This window comes from Marivirga tractuosa DSM 4126, assembly GCF_000183425.1.
Lineage (GTDB): Bacteria > Bacteroidota > Bacteroidia > Cytophagales > Cyclobacteriaceae > Marivirga > Marivirga tractuosa.
In genome coordinates, this window is the sequence record NC_014759.1 from 402,637 (window position 1) to 422,035 (window position 19,399).

Here is a 19,399-nt window from a genome sequence, read left to right on the forward strand (position 1 = left end):
TTTAGAATGGTATGAAAATGATTTTTTTTGTATCAAAAAAAGCTTCAGAAAAGTATTCTGATATGGAAACTTCCTGATACATTCTTTTAATTTCAGCCATTTCATCTTCCAAATCACCACCTTTTAAAGCAATTACTCCGCTACTATCTTCAGGATTATCCGCTTGGATCTTTTGATTAATCCAATGCAAAAAGCTTTTCATACGGGTAACAGCCCTGCTTACTACAAAATCAAACTTACCTTTTGTTTTCTCAGCTCTTTGGTGGTATGCTTCAACATTTTCCAATCCTAAGCTTTCCGCTACAGCTTTCACTACTTTAATTTTTTTACCTATGGAATCGACTAATGTAAATTGCGCATCAGGAAATAATATTGCCAATGGAATTCCAGGGAAACCGCCACCAGTACCAACATCCAGTATTTTCTTTCCTGAGAGATTTTGGAATTTAGCAATGGCTAATGCATGAAGGATATGTTTTTCATAGATGTTTTCAATGTCTTTTCTTGAAATGACATTTATTTTTTCATTCCATTCGGCATACAAATTGCCTAATTCTTGAAATTGTGCCTTTTGCTGGGCACTCAGCTGAGGAAAATACTTTTCCACTATAGCGCTACTGTCCATATTAGAATTGCGTTTCTTTTCCTGTGATCAATTCACGCATCAGTTCTCTAGATCGGTGTAATTGTGCTTTGATGGTGCCTAAAGGAGCTTCCAATTCAGTAGCAATTTCTTCATAAGATAATTCTTGGAAATATCTTAATTTCACTAAGCGCTGATATTTAGCAGGTAATTTATCAACAAACATGCGCATTAATTCAATTCTTTGATCTTTAATGGCTCTATCTTGAGGAGTTAAATTACCTTTATCTTCCACATCAATTTCAACGGCATCACCATTATCGTCTTTATAAGAAGAATGGATGCTGATAGTTCTTAGCTTCTTTTTACGAATAAAATCAATGGCATTATTGGTGGCAATTCTAAAAAGCCAAGTACTGAATGTATAGTCCTTTTTAAACCTATGAAGACTTTTAAAAGCTTTTGAAAAGGCCTCTATGGTTAGATCCTCTGCATCATCCACATTTCTTACCATTTTCAACACCATATGATAAACAGGCTTTTTATATCTTTTCATCAACTCAGCATAAGCCATTTGATCTTTAGCTATTACTGCCTGATCTATAAGTCTAAAATCCTTTAATGCCTTCTCTGAAAAATTTCTATTTTTATTTATTTCCATTTAAGATGCTTTGTTAGTGAAGCATAAAACCCCCAAATCCAATAATAAAATATAAAGAGGATTTCTAAAACGGGTAATTTATAATGCGTAAATTTTATCCCAAAATTAATGCTAAGCTTATAAAACACGACATATTGTCCTACTATATGCATTAAGATAAAGAAACTTAAAATTAAACAATCAGTCGGACTTCCCAACATTAAGCCTAATATAAATAAAATCCACAACAAACTTTGAGAGGAATGGAAAAGTCCCAACTTAATTTTATCCTTGAATTTATAATATTTTCCTACCGATAGATGTCTCTTCTTCTGAATAAAAAATGAACTCCATTTTCTTTTGGGAATAGAGAATGTTAAACTTTCATGATGCGTACAGATAGCAGTATTTTCTTTCTTAGCGTGTCTGTTAACCCAAAGATCATCATCTCCGCCCATAATTGAACTCAAATCTTTAAATCCTCCATTAGCTACGAAAAAAGATTTTCTATAGGCAAGATTTCTACCTACTCCCATGTAAGCTTCTTTTTTGAATGCAAATGATAGATAAAGCAGAGCAGTCTGTACAGTTTCAAATCGAATGAATTGATTCAGAAAACCTTTTTCTTTTTTGTAGAGAGAAACACCCAAAACAATCGATATCGATTTGTTAAAAGATTGTGACATTCTGTCAACCCAACGAGAAGAAACTGGCTGGCAATCTGCATCGCTTAATAGTATAATATCATTTTTAGCGGCTGCTATTCCTTTTGTTAAAGCATATTTCTTAGGATTATAATCATCTTGTGTTTTTGATATATGAATTGTTTTCAAATGTGGATTAAATTTTTCCTGTTTCCCTAACCACTCTTTACTTCCATCATTAGAGCGATCATTAATAACAACTACTTCATAACCTTCATATTCTTGATTTAAAAAGAGGTGTAAATTTTGCTTGAGATTTTTCAGTTCGTTATGAGCACAAATTATAACTGAGACAGCCTCTTTATTTTGATTGCCAAGTGAAGTTTTATTTTTCTTAAAAGCAAATGGGAAAAAATACTTAAAATAGAAATAAGCTTGAATTAAAAATATGAAAATAAATATGAGGCTTATAAGGTGGATTTGATCCATACTTTAAAATTGATTCGGCTTTTTGACAAAGATATTGGAAAATAAAAACTATAAATTCTTAAGAAGCTATATTTTTGCATTCTTATGCAATTTACGATTTCAAACAAAGATCAAAACTCTAATGCTCGTGCTGGTGAACTCACCACTGCTCACGGCAATATTAAAACTCCTATTTTCATGCCTGTTGGTACTGCTGGCTCGGTAAAAGCCGTCCATCAGAGGGAATTAAAAGAGGATATTCAAGCTCAAATCATATTAGGGAATACCTATCATCTGTATCTACGTCCTGGTTTGGAGGTTCTACAGAAAGCAGGCGGACTTCACAAATTCAATGGATGGGATAAGCCAATTTTAACCGATAGTGGTGGTTACCAAGTCTACAGTCTATCTGGAACTCGAAAGATTAAGGAGGAAGGAGTGACTTTCAAATCCCATATTGATGGTTCTTCTCATATTTTTAGTCCTGAAGGTGTGATGGATATTCAGAGAAAAATTGGCGCAGACATCATCATGGCTTTTGATGAATGTACACCATATCCATGTGACTATGAATATGCAAGAAAATCCATGGATATGACTCATAGATGGTTGGATAGATGTATTAAGCAATTTGATAAAACCGAAGGTCATTATGGCTATGATCAATCCCTATTTCCTATAGTTCAGGGTAGTACTTATAAGGACTTAAGAAAAAGATCAGCCGAAGAAATAGCATCTAAAGGTAGGGAGGGGAATGCTATAGGCGGATTATCCGTTGGAGAGCCCGCTGAAGATATGTATGAAATGACCGAGTTGGTCTGTGATATCCTGCCTCAAGATAAGCCTCGTTATTTGATGGGAGTGGGTACACCAGCAAATATTTTGGAATGTATTGCCCTAGGAGTAGACATGTTCGATTGTGTAATGCCAACCAGAAATGCTCGAAATGGAATGTTATTTACAACTGAAGGGATAATTAATATTAGGAACAAAAAGTGGGAAGATGATTTTTCTCCCATTGATCCAGCGTTGGGATCTTATGTTGACACATTTTATACTAAAGCATATTTAAGGCACCTCATACATTCAAAGGAAATTCTTGGTGCACAAATTGCCAGTATTCATAATTTAACTTTTTACCTTTGGTTGGTTGAACAAGCAAGAGAGCAAATTACATCTGGCACATTTTATGAGTGGAAAGAGAAAATGGTCAAAAAACTGATGACTCGATTGTAACATCATTATGAAAATATTAGATAAATACATACTTAAAAAGTTCTTATCCACCTTTGTTTTTGTGGTACTTATTATTCTAGCCATAGTCACAGTAATCGATTATACGGAGAAGAATGATGACTTCATGGAGCATAATCTGGGTTTAATTGATGTTTTACCATATTATGGAGCCTTTATTCCGTGGATCGGGAATTTAATTACCCCTATTACCATTTTTATAGCAGCTGTTTTTGTGACCTCTAAAATGGCGGGCCATACGGAGATTGTTGCGATGTTGGCTAGTGGAATGAGCTTTAGAAGGTTGTTAGTACCTTATATGATTGGCGCGGGATTAGTAGCCCTTTCAAGCTTTTATTTAAATGCATATGTAATTCCTGATGCCAATAAAACCAGAATTGCTTTTGAAACAGCCTACATTAAAAAACCCTTTTATTTTACCGAAAGAGACATCCATTTGAAGATTGCCCCAGAAACTTATGCTTATATGGAAAGCTATAATAATCAGCGAGATGTTGGGTATAGATTTACTCTGGAACTAATTGAGGATAAAAATCTTAAAGAAAAATTAAGTGCTAGAAGAATTGAATGGGATTCTGCCCAAAGCAATTGGAAAGTTAAAGATTGGACTTTGAGAAAATTCGATGGATTGACTGAGACCTATTCAGAAGGAAAGGAACTGGACACCGTATTGAACATCACGCCAAAAGATTTTGGCAATACTTATGGATTACAAGAAACACTTACTTTGACGGAGCTGAATGATTATATCAGTTTATTAAAAGAACGAGGGGCAGATAATGTTAAAATTTACCTAATTGAAAGATATATAAGATTTATGGCTCCTTTTGCAGCTATTATTTTGACATTTATAGGAGTCATACTATCTTCCAAAAAGAAAAGAGGTGGAACTGGGTTCCAAATAGCACTAGGCTTCGTGATTGCTTTTATTTTTATCATTTTCTTTATTTTGAGTAAGGCCATAGCTGAAAACTCTACTATGAATCCTATATTGGCGGTTTGGCTTCCGAATATAACCTTTAGTATAGTTGGTTTAATATTGTATAAATTTGTGCCCCGATGACAAGTGAGTTGAAAAATTATGTGCAATTGCATTTTATTGTCTTAATATGGGGACTTACAGCTATTTTAGGTCTTTTAATCAATATTTCAGCAGTTGCTGTAGTTTTTTATCGTACTCTTTTTGCCACTATTATACTACTATTCTTGCTTTATGTCTGGAAGCTTAGTTTCAAAGTGGGATTTAAGGAATTTTTTAAAATTGTTGGAGTAGGTCTCATCATTGGACTTCATTGGATTCTGTTTTTTGCTGCTGCCAGGGTATCTACCGCTTCTGTGTGTTTAGTTGGTATTGCAACTTGTTCGTTTTGGACTAGCTTGATTGAGCCACTAATGAGCAGTAGAAAAGTAAAAATTTATGAGCTAGCATTGGGCGTAATGGTAGTGATTGGCTTATACATTATTTTTAGTGTAGAATTCCAATATATTGAAGGTTTGATAATGGCAATTCTTGCTGCTATGTTAGCTAGTGTTTTCACAGTTCTAAATGGCAAACTTACCCATAGGCACAATCATTATGTAATTACTTTTTATGAAATGATGGGTGCTTTTATTGGTTCAGTTCTCTTGATTCCTATATATTTACTTTATTTTGACACAGAGATCTTGAATTTTATTCCAATTGAATGGGATTGGTTTTACCTAATAATTTTAGCTGGAATCTGTACTGTTCTAGCTTTTTCTATGTCAGTGAAAGTTCAAAAAGTATTAAGCGCTTTTGTTGTAAATCTTACAGTGAACTTAGAACCCATCTATGGAATTATACTAGCTTTTCTTATTTTTGGAGAGGAAGAGAAAATGAGCCTAGGTTTCTACATTGGGACAGCTATTATTTTATTTTCCGTATTAAGCTATCCTATGGTTAATAGGATTGTAAAAAGAAGAGCGCTACAAAGCGATGTAATCAGATAATTCATTCTATCATGTTGAGAATAAAGTTCTTATTCCTTTTACTATATTTATTGAATTTCAGCCTTTTTGCTCAGGATGAAATTATATTAGAATCGCCTCAATTGGTTGAAGCTAAAGTAGGGGAAGGAGTGGTATTCTTAGTTCAATACAATAAAGAAGAGAATCATGACCTCAAACTTACATGGAAGAGTGATATTTTGGATGCCAGTTTTGATGATCAGGAAGGTGAGTTTTTTTGGGAAACAACGGCAACGGATATAGGTTTACATTCCGCTCATTTTTATTTAAAAGATACTTTAAATGAAATCATAGCAACTTCTAACACACTTATTAAAATTTCATCAAGACCATCCGTACCGACCATCGATATGGAACCTGATTCACTCGATAGTCGTGCATTTATAAAACTATTGCAAGGCGAGAAATATAAGCTTGAGTTTATAGCTTCAACTCGTAATAGTAGAAATGCAGATGATGTAGTGCTCACCTATATTTGGAATAATAATACTGATCTAAATACAATCGATCAGGCAGAAACACATGTTGTAGGCAATAGACTGCTACTTGATTGGACACCCAGCCAAAATCAAGCTTCTAAAAAGTATTTTGATTTGGATTTAATTGCAATAGATAATACAAATGCTGTCAATAGAAGGAAATTTCGTTTTCAAATAATAGGGCAGGAATTACCGCCAAGATTACGAAATAATGTGAATGACACCTATGTGATTACTGCTGATCAAGAGTTGGATATCGATTTTTCTGTTTATGACCCCAACAATGATCCAGTAGTTTATTCTGTAGATATTCCAGTAACTGTTGGGGCTCCAACAATAGATGAAAAAGGGATTTTTACTTGGAAAATAAGTTCCATGGAGATGAGTAATATTAGTTCTGTTTTCCCACTTAAGGTCAAATTAAAAGCAGAAGAGGCAGAAGATTCCCATCATTTTGTAGAAAAAGAAATAACGATTCTTAAAAGCGAGAAAAATGACCCGCCCCTGATTACTAAACTGAGCAATTTAAACGTTAGAGAAGGCTATGATATAAAACGAAGGGTGTTTATTCAAGATAATAACCATCCAATATCCGAATTGAAATATTCCTTAGAAAATGAACCGGATTGGCTCTACGTGCAGCAAGAGGGCGATAGATTGTTTTTGATGAGTGATACCTTAGACTTTGATATCGTAAAAGCAGATGGAATACCAATACAATTTGATGTTCTATTTACAGTTACTGACCCTGAAGGTGCAACGGATAGCAAGTTCTTTACAGTAACTGTAAATGAAGGGGTCAATACTCAAAAGTTATATGATCAATTAGTAGATTATCAAAAATCTACAGATGGATTGTTGGTTGGATTGAGAAAGCAAATTCGAGAATTAGATTCAAGAGTGCAAAGAAACCAAAGGTTGAAAAAAGGATTACTTTTTACTACATTTTTTCTGGGTAGTTTTAGTGCGACTGGAGCATTTTTTGAAGACCATACTATTGCTAATGAAGCTATTCCTTATGCCGGTGCACTTTTAGCCATCACTAGTAGTGTAAATGCTTTAGCTTTTAATCAAGAAAATAAAGTGATTAATTTAAAAGGAAGGTTGGAAGATGTTGAAAAATCTATTGTCAGAAATAAGAGCTATTTGAACACCTATTCTATTGATGATGAAAATGATGATGAACTAAGGAATAGTGAATTAGTCAACAGAGTTCAATCTTACAGACAAGCATTAATAGAACAACGTATTGAGTTACGTAGACTTGAAGATGAATATCGTGAATTAAATTATGTTCAGCGAAAAGTTAGAAAGTATAACAGAAAAGGGAATGCTGAAAAACTAAGATGGAATTTTATTGATAAAATTTAGTTTGTTTTGGTTGTCACAAAAGGTCTATAGCGCTAATATTGTATCATAATTTTTTTCAGAACTCTCTTTAAATATCCCAAAAATAGTAGATCCACTGCCGGTCATGCTTGAATAAATAGCTCCCTCACTATAAAACTTATTCTTAATTTCATTCAGTTGAGGATACTTCTCAAAAATGCCTTTTTCAAAATCATTATTTAATAAATCTTTCCATTTTTCAATCGGATAGGTTTCTATGATTTCTTTAACTGAAACTGCTGGCTTTTTAGGTTTTACTGCACTATATGCTTCTGCTGTACTGATGTGAATATTAGGGTAAACCAATGCAAGGTAATAGCCTGATAAATCAAGCTCAGTATTTTCTGAAATTTCACCTCTTCCACTGATTAATTTAGGTTTGTTTTCAATGAAAAAAGGACAGTCACTTCCAAGTTTCAATGCGTATTGCTGAAGTTTTTGGGTTGAAATATTGAGTTCAAAATAATCATTAAGTAAGGTCAACATAAAAGCTCCATTGGCAGAACCACCGCCCATTCCAGCTCCCATAGGGATGTTTTTATGTAGGATTATATCTACTGGAGTCAATTTGAAATCCGCTTTTAATAATTTGTAAGCTTTGAAAACTAAATTATCATTAGAATTCCCCGGTATTTTTAAGCCAGTAGTTTCAAAGCTCAATTTTTCTGAAGGAATAATCTCCAATGCATCTTTTAGAGGGATAGGATAGAAACAGGATTCAATATCATGATAACCATCTTCACGCTTGGCAGTGATATTAAGCCCTAAATTGATTTTAGCATTGGGGAATGTGAGCATCGATTGATATTAAAAACCTGTCAAGTTTAATTAACTGATATGCTGTTCGGTGTGTCACCGAACAGGGACAATTGGCTCCATGGTTGGTGGCACACCAACCATTATATCTCAAAACTTGACAGGTTTATGGTTTAAAGGTTTTATTTCATTTCCTCAATCAACTCCTCAGAAATACCAGTGAAAGAATAACCTCCATCATGAAATAAATTCTGCATAGTTACCTTTTTTGTGAAATCAGAGAACATCATAATGATATAATCAGCACATTCTTCAGCTGTTGCATTTCCCAAAGGAGACATTTTTTCCGCAAAATTATAGAATGAATCAAATCCGCTAATTCCAGAACCTGCTGTAGTAGGAGTAGGGGATTGAGAAATAGTATTAACCCTTACATTTTTACGTTTTCCAAAATGGTAACCATAACTTCTAGCAATAGATTCTAAAAGAGCTTTTGCATCCGCCATATCGTTATAGAAAGGATAAGTACGCTGAGCTGCAATATAAGATAAGCCTAAAATGGAACCGTAATTATTCATAACATCCATTTTATCGGCAGTTTGCATCATTTTATGAAAAGACACTGCTGAAATATCATAGGTTTTCTGTAACCAATCGTAATTTAAATCATTATAGGCTTTTCCTTTTCTTACATTCGGACTCATGCCGATTGAATGTAAAAGGAAATCAAAATTACCACCTAATATGTCTTTTGATTCAGTATATAATTTAGTGATATCATCAACTGAAGTAGCATCAGCTGGAATCACCTCAGTATTGCATTCTTTAGCTAATTCCTGAATTCCACCCATTCTCAAGGCTACCGGAGCATTGGTCAAAACAAACTTTGCACCTTGCTCTTTTGCTTTTAATGCTACTTTCCAGGCAATAGAGTTCTCATCTAAAGCACCTGTGATAATTCCTTTTTTTCCTGCTAATAAGTTATTTGACATAGTTTTCTGTGTTGTGTGTTTAGGCAAAAATATAAATTTATATCCACTTAGGAAGTATTAAACTAAAAATACCAACGCCTTTTTAGTTTTACTGACAAATTGCCTTTCATTTTTTAGGATTTTCATGTTTCCCTAATTCAGTCTGAGAGTCAAAATAGATTCTCTGAGAAGGATAAGCATAATGAATATCAGGGTATTTTTGGAATGTCTCCAAAATATCTTCCCAAATTTCGTGTTGCGCAACCCTTCTTTTTTTAGGCAGCGTTAAATATCTCATGGTGAGCTTAATTCCATAATCTTCTACAGAAGTGTAAACGAAAGGGGTGAGGTTGCTATAGAAAATCATAAACTTTTTAGAAGCTTCCAGTAGTTTTCTTTTAGCGGAAAAAGAAAGCTCTTCTGCATGTTCATTTACTATTTTTTCACAAAGTTCTTTAGCTTTTTTCCAGTCGCTATCAAAAGTGACCCTAAGGCTGATTTCATCCCAAACATGGCTGAAACCTTGATCGTAATTGGCTTGGGAAGCTTTAAATATTTCTCCATTGGGAATGTGAATTATCCTTCCCGTGCTTTGATCAGCTGCAACCCAATTTCCAATTTCATTAATAGTGAATTGAAAGAAACGAATATCAATAACATCCCCTGCAACTCCATTAATTTCAATTCTATCGCCCACATCAAAAGGTTTTCTTATCACAATAAAAATCCAACCTGCTACATTCATGACAGGCGCTTGAAGTGCTATTACCAAACCAGCACCCACTAATCCAACCAAGGTTGCCAATGATTCTACTTGTTCTACCCAAATGTTGAATAGAAATACTAAAAGAAGAAAATAATAAGTATTATTAACGCTGTTCTTCCAAAAATAACGATCTTTTACTTGTTGAAATCGTTTAAATACAATTTTTAAAGCAATGATTTTTAGTAGAACTAAAGCTAAAACAGATACAACAGTATAAAATATTTTATATTGAAGTTCTGGGCTTAGCTGCCAATATTCTTGGAAATAATTGATGATTTCTTCAGTCATATTGCAATATAGGAAAATGATAGTTTTCTCATATTGAATAGAATGTCAATTATCTGAAAAATAATTGAGTACTATCAAAATCTCTCCAAAGCCAAATCACTCACATGATCTCCGATAGATAAAGAAGAAGTTGCAGCTGGGGAAGGAGCGTTGCAAACATTAATTGCATTACTTTCTTCCAAAATCAAGAAATCATCAATTAACCCACCATTTCTATCGCATGCCTGAGCCCTAACGCCAGCACCACCAGGTGTTAAATCATCCTCGGTAACATCAGGTAATAATTTTTGAAGTGCTGTTGTGAAAGCTGATTTAGAAAAAGATCGATACATTTCCCCAAAGCCAGTTTTCCAGTATTTTGCTGCTACCTTCTGAAAACCTGGCCAAGCTAAAGATTCTGCCAATTCAACTAAATTAAATAATGATTTTCGATAGCCTTCACGCTTAAAAGCCAAAACTGCATTGGGTCCTGCTTCTATTCCGCCATTAATCATTCTAGTGAAATGAACACCTAAAAACGGGAAATTTGGATCGGGCACAGGGTAAACTAGATTCTTAATTAAATACTGCTTTTCAGGTTTAATCATAAAATATTCACCACGAAAAGGAATGATTTTTAAGTCTAGCTTTTCAGAAGTAAGCTTGGCAATTTTATCAGAGTATAATCCTGCACAATTCACTACTAATTTAGTATCAAAACTTTCTTTACTAGTTACTACGGTAGTAACTCCATTCTTTTCTTGAATGTCTATAACTTTTTGACCTAAAGAGATTTTGCCACCTAATTCCTGAAATTTTTCAGCATATTTTAAAGAAACAGCAGTGTAGTCAATAATTCCGGTCTGAGGGACATGAATTCCAGCGATTCCATTAACATAAGGCTCGTGTTCTTGTACTTCGTCCTTGGTAAGTCTCTTTAGATTTTGCAGTCCATTTTGGGCACCTCTTTCCTCAATCATGGAAAGGGTTGGGAGTTCGCTTCTATCTGTTGCAACTATTACTTTTCCGCATAATTCATAAGGAACCCCTTCTTCATTACAGAATTTTAGCAATTGATTATATCCATCTATACAATTTTTTGCTTTCAGACTTCCCGGTTTGTAATATACCCCAGAATGAATTACGCCACTATTATTACCAGTTTGATGCTGGGCTAGTTTATCTTCCTTCTCTAATAAAAGCACAGAAAGCTTAGCATTCTTTTTTTTAATTTTTAATGCCGTTGCCAAGCCAACTATTCCACCACCAATTATGATTATATCTTTCATTCTTTTTTAAAGTAATAAGTTTTAGGTTTTAAGTACCGAGTAGCTAGTATCTAAAAGACTTACAGCTATTATTATAACTAAACTACATGATCTACTCCAGCCAATTTCCGCCAGCTGGCGGTTTAGGTGACTTTCAAATCTTACCATCAACACCCAACGCCCTTATCCAACACAACACCCCACTTCTTGCTTTCTAACTCTTTCACAAATCCAATCTGCCAACTCGAAAACCTGATAACCTGTCAACCTAGCTTACCGTCACCAAATAATAATTCTTTTTACCTTTTTGAGCCAAAATATATTTGCCTTGCAATAAACTGATTTCAACTGGAGCATTAGCATCCAAAACTTTTTCTTTATTAATACTGACTCCACCGCCTTTAATCATTTTCTTGGCTTCGCCTTTAGATGGGAAAATTATTCCCTGAGTTAGTTCCGAAAGGAAATCAGTGACGTTTTCAGTTTTATCCAAATCAGACTTAGTAATGTTTACCTGAGGAACTCCTTCAAAAACACTTAACAATGTGTCTTCATCTATGCTTTGTAATTCCTCTGTGGTAGACTTTCCAAATAAGATAGAAGATGCTTTCAGTGCCATATCCAAAGCTTCCTGAGAGTGAACTCTAACCGTTAGTTCTTCAGCCAAAGCTTTTTGTAAAACCCTCAAATGAGGGGCTTCATTATGCTCTTTTTCTAGTGCTTCAATTTCTGCTTTTCCTTTTGTACTGAATATTCTGATAAAATTGCTCATGTCTTCATCCGAAGCGTTCAACCAGAATTGATAGAATTTATAAGGAGAAGTTTTCTTTGGATCAAGCCAAATGTTTCCGGTTTCAGTCTTTCCAAACTTAGAGCCATCAGCCTTTTTAATCAATGGACAAGTCACAGCAAAAGCTTCTCCCTGATCCATTTTTCTGATCATTTCTGTTCCTGTAGTGATATTCCCCCACTGATCTGAACCTCCCATTTGAAGCTTACAATTCTTCTTCCTAAACAAATGCAAGAAATCATAACCTTGCACCAATTGGTAAGTGAATTCCGTAAAGCTCATGCCTTCGCTAGATTCTGAAGATAGTCTTTTCTTTACAGAATCTTTAGCCATCATATAATTAACGGTGATATGCTTTCCAACATCTCTGATAAAGCCAAGGAAGCTAAAATCCTTCATCCAGTCATAGTTATTTACTAACTCGGCACTATTGTCTTCTTTGGCATCAAAATCCAAGAAATTTTTAATCTGCGCCTTTATAGAAGCTTCATTATGACGCAATGTCGGCTCATCCAACAGGTTTCTTTCTTGAGATTTTCCAGAAGGATCACCTATCATTCCTGTTGCTCCACCTAGCAAAATAATAGGCTTATGCCCGGCATCTTGAAAATGCTTCAACATCATAACGCCCACTAAATGACCGATATGTAGTGAGTCAGCGGTTGGGTCGATCCCTACATAAGCACTGCTCATTTCTTTAGCCAATTGCTTTTCAATGCCTGGCATCATATCATGGATCATTCCTCTCCATTGAAGTTCCTCTATAAAATTCTTTTGCATATTTTTAGTAATTGAAAGTCTTGTGATTGAATAATGCCTGCAAATATAAAAGGCTTAGAAACGAAATAATAGCAATATGTTAATAATTACGAATTATGAATTTTGGAATTAGGAATTGGTCTCTTTGGCCAATTTCAAATTAAATAGTTGTATTCAGAATCTGTTTAATTTAAGCTTTCCACTCAACAAACATATTTCTATTTAGATCAATTTTATTTCTTTAAAAATTCTGGGTGAAATACGTAGGTAATCTAGCAAAAAATCAACTTCCCTTCATACTTCTTAAAAATGCGAGAATTCCGTCTTAACTTGCAGGCATGTTAGCATTAGGAAAATGGAATACCTTAAAGGTAGTCAGAGAGTCACCACAAGGACTATACCTTAGCAATGGGGAAGAAGATGTATTATTACCGAATAAATATGTCCCGCAGAATACCAAGATAGAAGATGAAATTGATGTTTTTATCTACAAAGACTCAGCTCAGCGCCCGATTGCAACTACTTTAAAGCCTTTAGCTGAACTCCATCAAGCCCGATTGTTTGAAGTCATGCAAATCACCGAGGTTGGTGCTTTTGTGGATTGGGGATTGGAAAAAGAACTATTAATTCCATTTTCAGAGCAAACAGATGAATTGGAAGTAGGCGATTTAATCGTGGCCTATGTCACTTTAGATCCTAAAACCGAAAGAATTGTAGCTTCCATGCATATTGAATCCTTTTTAGAAACGGGTTCCGGAGATTTAAAAGAAGGGCAGGAAGTAGATTTGTTGATATACCGAATCACTGATTTGGGCTATGAAGTAGTCATCAATCAGCAATACAAAGGGTTGGTGTATGAAAATACCGTTTTTGACCCACTGGACATCGGAATGGAAGGCAAAGGTAAGATTAAATCGATTCGGGCAGATGGCAAAATGGATATACAGTGGAAAATTGAAAAGGAAGAAAAGCAAAAGGAAATTTTAGAGCTATTGAGAGATCACAATGGTTTTATGCCTTATCATGATAAATCCAAACCAGAAGAAATTTATGATATGTTTGGACTCAGCAAAAAGGAATTCAAAAGACAGATTGGGCATTTATATAAAGAAAAGAAAATCCAAATTAAGGAAGATGGGATTTATTTGGTTTAATCTTTCTAAATTTTAACACTACCCCCGATTTGGGTGTTTTCAACCAACACTTTTAAACAGCAACCATGAGCACTGAATTATATCAAAACTGGAAAGAAAACAGCAAAGATTATGTTGCTCAGAACAAAACTTTTTATCAGCAACTTCGCAAAAAGAAAAAGCTGGATGATGAATTTCATGAACTAGATACAAAGGTCTTTGAGAAAATGGATTGTCTGGATTGTGCAAATTGTTGCAAAACGACCAGCCCAATTTTCCAGCAATCTGATATTGAAAGGGTTTCCAAAGCCTTGAAAATGAAAGTACCAGAATTTATCGAAACCTATCTGAATATAGATGAAGACCAAGATTACGTTTTAAATTCAGCTCCTTGTCCGTTTTTAGGCTACGATAATAAGTGCATCGTTTATAAAAACAGACCCACAGCTTGCAGAGAATATCCGCACACCAATCGAAAAAGAATGCATCAAATCTTGAAAAAGACCTTTAAGAATGCAGAGGTTTGTCCTGCGGTGTATCATATCCTAGAAAGGATGAAGGGCGTGGGGTGATGGATGTTGGATTGTACATTTTACATCCGTGGAAGAAGTTAGAAGCTCGAAGTGGGAAGTTTCGGTTTTTCTCGGTCTGACGCTTATATCAAAAGTAATTTAGAGCTGATAAATGAAATTGAAATGATAAACCTTAGTCTGACTACTAAGCGTCTGACCGATAACCAAAGCAGTGTGCAAGTACCGGTTAGAAGGTTCCAAGCGTCAAACCGCATTGTTCTCATTTCGCTTTAGCGAAAAACCTTTTGTGTTATTTTCTATTGTGGTTAAAAAAAGTTGAATTTGTTTTCATTATCAGCTATCCCAATGCAAGACATTCCAAAAATCATACATATCTATTTAAGTTTTAATCGAATGTTTACTTTCGCATTGAAACAAAGGTAGAAGAAAACTCTAAATACTAACTACTCGATACTAGTTACTTGATACTCCCGCAAGGATAGTTTATATTCGCACCAATACTTCAATTTTATGGCAAAATCAGCAGAACAAATACTGGCAGACCTTAAAAACGGTAATTATGCGCCCGTTTATTTCCTTCACGGAGAGGAGCCTTATTTTATAGATTTAATCAGTGATTTCATTGAAAAAAATGCTTTAGATGAAAGCGAGAAAGGCTTTAATCAGCAATTGCTTTACGGAAAAGATGTGCGACTTGATCAAGTAGTTTCTGCTTCACGATCATTTCCTATGATGGGACAAAGACAGGTCATCATTGTTAAGGAAGCTCAAAATCTAGGTGAATTCACGCAAAGTGACTTTGATTTTTCAATGTTTGAGAATTATTTGAAAAGTCCTCAGCCCTCTACCGTTTTGGTGTTTTGCTATAAACACAAAAAACTGGATAAGCGTAAGAAAATAGTCAAAACGCTAGAGCAATTTTCAGTATTATTGGAGTCTAATAAGATTTATGAAAATAAAGTGCCTGACTGGATTCAGAATTATGTAAAATCAAAAGGGCATAGCATTAACCGTCAAGCATTATTGCTTTTAACCGAATATATTGGTAATAATCTGGAAAGGCTTTCCAATGAAATTGATAAAGTGTTGGTAAACTTTTCTGATCCAGTTGAAATCAATGAAGGCTTAATTCAAGAATATGTAGGCATCAATAAGGATTTCAATATTTTCGAACTGCAAAGTGCCATTATTAAAGGGGATGCATTAAGAGCAAACCGAATCATTAACTATTTTGCCTCAGACCCTAAGAATCATCCGGCAGTAGTCAATATTGCTTTTCTTCATGCATTTTTCGCTAAAGTATTACTCATTCATCATTCACCTGATAAAAGTGAAAGAGGAGTGGCTTCAGCAGCGGGAGTAAATCCATTTTTCGCTAAGGATTATTTGGCCGCAAGCCGAAGGTTTAATGTCAATAAAACGATTCAAAATCTGGCTCATATTTTTCAAGCGGATTTAATGTTTAAGGGCGTGACTGCTAATATTGGTGAAGCACAGTTGATGAAAGAATTGGTATACAAATTGATGCATTGAAAAATAATTATGTGATTATTCAGTTATTTACCTGATTCAGCGTTAAACAAAATAATTACTACTTACTGATTTTTGAAAAATAAATTTACAAGACTTATCACCGCAAGAATGAATAAAAAGATTCTAATTCTAGGACTCATTATCTTGTTTCCTTTTTCCTTATTGAGTCAATATGCTTTTGTAAACACTAAAGCGGATGACATTTATCAAGATGGAGTGGAATATTTTGAGCAAAAGCAATATACTGCTGCTCAAAACAAATTCGAGGAATACCAAAACCATAAAAATAATGAGAGATTAAAAGCAGAAAATGCAGAGTATTACAGTGCTCTCATTTCCATTTACTTATACCATTCTGATGGTGAAAAAAGGGTTAAATCTTTTGTGGAATTTCATCCTACACATCCTAAAGCTTCGGAAGCTTATTTTGAATTGGGAAATTTCTATTTCAGGGAGAAAAATTATGCGAAATCAATCCAATATTATGAAAAGACTGATGATGATAAGCTTAGAGGAGAGGACAAAACCCATTTTCAGTTTAAATTAGCCTATGCTTATTTTAGCAGAAGGGCATTTGATGAAGCCTTACCTTATTTTAATCGATTAAAAAGACGCGATAATCAATATCAATCTGCTTCTAATTACTATGCAGGCTATATCTATTTTGAACAAAAGGATTTTGATGAAGCATTGATTGATTTAGAACGAGCAGCTGAAAATGATACTTATAAGGTATCTACAGCCAATATGATGGCTAATATTTACTACCAAAGAGGTCAATATCAAAAGTTGATTGATTATGCCGAGGATTTATTACCTCGCTTAAGTAGGCTAGAGGCTCAGAATGTCAAATTGCTAATTGCAGATGCCTATTTTGAACAGAATAAATTTTCTGAAGCAAACGAATATTTTCAAGAATACAGAAGTGGAAATAAAGGTAAGCTTGATAGGGAGCTGCTGTATAGAATGGGTTATGTTGCCTATCAAATGAAAGATTATGATGAGGCAATTAAACTTTTTGAAGAAGTTGGAATTGCTAAAGACTCGCTTTCACAGTACAATGCCTATTATTTGGGAGGATTATATCTGAGGCAAGAGAACTATAGATATTCTTCTAATGCTTATGAGCAAGCAAAACTTTTGAATTACAATCAAGATATTGCAGAGGAAAGTCATTTTCAATTAGCCAAGCTTAACTTAAAGCAAGGAAATACTGCCAATGCCGTAGCAGAGCTTTCTTCCTTTATCGAAAAGCATCCCAACAGCAGTTATTTAACACAAGCCAATGAATTACTGAGTGAAGCCTATTTGAATTCTAATGCTTATGAACAAGCTATTGAGTTTTTAGAATCAATTAATAACAAATCAATAAAATTAAAGGAAGCCTATCAGAAAGTGACCTTCTACCAAGGCGCTGAATATTTTAATCAAGCAAATTATTACCGTGCCATGCAGCTGTTCAAAAAATCGGTGGACTATCCGCAAAACAAATCATTGCTAGGCGAGACTTACTTTTGGATGGGAGAATCATTTTCTACCGGCAAAAAGTTTAAAGATGCGATCTCATCTTATGAAAAGTCCATGAGGAATAGCAATAGTTCCGATGGCTGGTATGCAAATTTGAATTACGGATTAGCCCATGCTTATTATAATGACAAGCAATTCGAAAAATCATTGCAATATTTTAAAGAATATTTAAAGAATGGGAAGTCAGCCACTTATTATGAAGATGCTGTAATCCGCTTGGCAGATTGCTATTATGTGACTAAGAATTATAGCTTAGCCATCAACTATTATCAAAAAGCCATAGATGACAGGAATTCAAATAGTGATTATGCCTATTTTCAAAAAGGAGTGGTTAATAGCATAGATGGAGAAATTAAGCTAGCCAATCAGAGTTTTGATAAAGTAATTAAGGATTACTCCAATTCAAATTATTATGACAACGCCATATTCCAGAAAGCGCAACTGGCATTTGAATCTGGTCAATACGAAACCGCAATTAATGGTTTTTCCAATCTGTTGAAAAACTTGCCACAGAGTCCATTAAGACCTTATGCTTATTCTAAAAGGGCTTTGGCATATTTTAACTTGCAGCAATATGAAAACGCAGAAGAAGACTACACTTTGATTTTGCAGAATTACCTTACCCACTCAACAGCTAATGGAGCTTTAGCTGGATTGCAAGAATTGTATTCAATTATGGACAAGGAAGGTGATTTAGAGCAATATTTAATAGCTTATAAGAATGCGAACCCTAATGATGGAGAAGTCACCAAGATTGAATTTGATGCTGCCCAATCGCTGTATTTCAATCAGAAATATGATCGGGCAATTTCATCTTTCAAGGCTTATATTGATAATTATCCTGACCATTCTTTAACAGCTGATGCTAGATACTATTTGGCTGATTCTTACTATAGGAATGATCAACTAAATGAAGCTTTGGGATTGTTCTATCAGGTAGTGGAAGATAATAATACATCTTTCAATAAGCGTTCCATTCAAAAAATTGCGGAAATTGAATTGAATAATGAAGAATTTGACAAAGCACGTTTGTATTTTACTAAACTATTGGATCAGGCTGAGAATAAAAAAGATAAGTACAATGCTTATACAGGCTTAATGGAAATTGCCAAGGCAAAATCAGATTACAGTAAAATGATTATGTATGCTGATTTGATCTTGGAAGAAGCAGCTGTGAATGCCAATGCCATTAATGAAGCCTATTTAAATAAAGGAATGGCAAACTACAATCAGGGAAAATATGATGAAGCTAAAATAAGTTTCCAAAACGCTGTGGATGCTGCCAAAGATGAATATGCCGCAGAATCTCAATATATGATCGCACTTATGCAATACAATTCCCAAGCACATCAAGAATCCATCAATACACTATTTGAATTAAATAAGCAGTTTGGTTCTTATCCGCATTGGTTGGGAAAATCCTTTTTGTTAATTGCAGATAATTACTACGCAATGGAGGAGATTTTCCAGGCAAAAGCTACCTTAAATTCTATCATTGAAAATGCTGATTCTAAAGTGCTTAAAGATGAAGCTCAGTTAAAACTTGATTTAATTGAAGAGGAGCAAGGAGATGCTCAAAATAAGCAGGATAGTACTGAAAAATCGGTTAAAATGGAAGAAGTAATTGAAAATGACTCTACAAAAAATTAA

16 protein-coding genes are annotated in these 19,399 nt (G+C 34.4%); 8 read left to right on the top strand and 8 right to left on the bottom strand.

Translation table 11 applies throughout. From position 1 onward, the window contains the following. Position 1 precedes the first annotated feature (1 nt). From rsmG to FTRAC_RS01565, 3 genes are read right to left on the bottom strand one after another with little or no spacing between them, the layout of a single operon-like run. Complete coding sequence (gene rsmG, locus FTRAC_RS01555; RefSeq protein WP_013452469.1) at positions 2-625, bottom strand: 16S rRNA (guanine(527)-N(7))-methyltransferase RsmG; 624 nt, start codon at positions 623-625, stop codon at positions 2-4. Position 626: 1 nt separating this feature from the next. Then, the gene (locus tag FTRAC_RS01560; RefSeq protein WP_013452470.1) at positions 627-1,244 is read right to left on the bottom strand and encodes an RNA polymerase sigma factor; all 618 of its coding nucleotides are present in this window, start codon (positions 1,242-1,244) and stop codon (positions 627-629) included. Continuing rightward, on the bottom strand, positions 1,235-2,356 hold the full coding sequence (locus tag FTRAC_RS01565) for a glycosyltransferase (protein WP_013452471.1): 1,122 nt from the start codon (positions 2,354-2,356) through the stop codon (positions 1,235-1,237). Before FTRAC_RS01565 ends, FTRAC_RS01560 begins: the two co-directional genes overlap by 10 nt. A gap of 84 nt (positions 2,357-2,440) precedes the next feature. Between FTRAC_RS01565 and tgt the strand changes: the two genes are divergently transcribed. From tgt to FTRAC_RS01585, 4 genes are read left to right on the top strand one after another with little or no spacing between them, the layout of a single operon-like run. Further along, entirely contained in the window at positions 2,441-3,571 is a 1,131-nt protein-coding gene (tgt, locus tag FTRAC_RS01570; RefSeq protein WP_013452472.1) for a tRNA guanosine(34) transglycosylase Tgt, read from the top strand. A gap of 7 nt (positions 3,572-3,578) precedes the next feature. Continuing rightward, positions 3,579-4,652 carry an LptF/LptG family permease gene (locus FTRAC_RS01575; protein WP_013452473.1) on the top strand — a complete coding sequence of 358 codons (1,074 nt, stop codon included), beginning with the start codon at positions 3,579-3,581 and terminating at the stop codon, positions 4,650-4,652. Further along, the gene (locus tag FTRAC_RS01580; protein WP_013452474.1) at positions 4,649-5,560 is read left to right on the top strand and encodes a DMT family transporter; all 912 of its coding nucleotides are present in this window, start codon (positions 4,649-4,651) and stop codon (positions 5,558-5,560) included. The genes FTRAC_RS01575 and FTRAC_RS01580 overlap by 4 nt, the downstream gene beginning before the upstream one ends. Positions 5,561-5,571: 11 nt before the next feature. Beyond that, positions 5,572-7,428: a hypothetical protein gene (locus FTRAC_RS01585; RefSeq protein ID WP_013452475.1), complete on the top strand. Its 1,857-nt coding sequence runs from the start codon at positions 5,572-5,574 to the stop codon at positions 7,426-7,428. 24 nt (positions 7,429-7,452) lie between these two features. Here FTRAC_RS01585 and ispE read toward each other — a convergent pair whose 3' ends face one another. The 5 genes from ispE to tyrS all read right to left on the bottom strand — a co-directional run bounded on the left by ispE (position 7,453) and on the right by tyrS (position 13,044). Continuing rightward, on the bottom strand, positions 7,453-8,244 hold the full coding sequence (gene ispE / locus FTRAC_RS01590; RefSeq protein ID WP_013452476.1) for a 4-(cytidine 5'-diphospho)-2-C-methyl-D-erythritol kinase: 792 nt from the start codon (positions 8,242-8,244) through the stop codon (positions 7,453-7,455). 140 nt (positions 8,245-8,384) lie between these two features. Next, positions 8,385-9,194, bottom strand: coding sequence for an enoyl-ACP reductase FabI (locus FTRAC_RS01595; RefSeq protein WP_013452477.1), 810 nt, complete (start codon positions 9,192-9,194; stop codon positions 8,385-8,387). 106 nt (positions 9,195-9,300) lie between these two features. After that, positions 9,301-10,227: a mechanosensitive ion channel family protein gene (locus tag FTRAC_RS01600; RefSeq protein ID WP_013452478.1), complete on the bottom strand. Its 927-nt coding sequence runs from the start codon at positions 10,225-10,227 to the stop codon at positions 9,301-9,303. Between the two features lie 74 nt (positions 10,228-10,301). After that, positions 10,302-11,495, bottom strand: coding sequence for an L-2-hydroxyglutarate oxidase (gene lhgO, locus FTRAC_RS01605; protein WP_013452479.1), 1,194 nt, complete (start codon positions 11,493-11,495; stop codon positions 10,302-10,304). Between the two features lie 247 nt (positions 11,496-11,742). Continuing rightward, positions 11,743-13,044, bottom strand: a complete 1,302-nt coding sequence (gene tyrS, locus FTRAC_RS01610; protein ID WP_013452480.1) for a tyrosine--tRNA ligase — start codon at positions 13,042-13,044, stop codon at positions 11,743-11,745. A gap of 317 nt (positions 13,045-13,361) precedes the next feature. Here tyrS and FTRAC_RS01615 point away from each other — a divergent pair, with 317 nt between their 5' ends. From FTRAC_RS01615 to FTRAC_RS01630, 4 genes are all read left to right on the top strand, one after another. Beyond that, the gene (locus FTRAC_RS01615; RefSeq protein WP_013452481.1) at positions 13,362-14,177 is read left to right on the top strand and encodes a CvfB family protein; all 816 of its coding nucleotides are present in this window, start codon (positions 13,362-13,364) and stop codon (positions 14,175-14,177) included. Positions 14,178-14,242: 65 nt separating this feature from the next. Beyond that, positions 14,243-14,728, top strand: coding sequence for a YkgJ family cysteine cluster protein (locus FTRAC_RS01620; RefSeq protein WP_013452482.1), 486 nt, complete (start codon positions 14,243-14,245; stop codon positions 14,726-14,728). A 471-nt stretch (positions 14,729-15,199) separates the two neighbouring features. Beyond that, complete coding sequence (gene holA / locus FTRAC_RS01625; protein ID WP_013452483.1) at positions 15,200-16,222, top strand: DNA polymerase III subunit delta; 1,023 nt, start codon at positions 15,200-15,202, stop codon at positions 16,220-16,222. Positions 16,223-16,330: 108 nt separating this feature from the next. Beyond that, the gene (locus FTRAC_RS01630; RefSeq protein ID WP_013452484.1) at positions 16,331-19,399 is read left to right on the top strand and encodes a tetratricopeptide repeat protein; all 3,069 of its coding nucleotides are present in this window, start codon (positions 16,331-16,333) and stop codon (positions 19,397-19,399) included.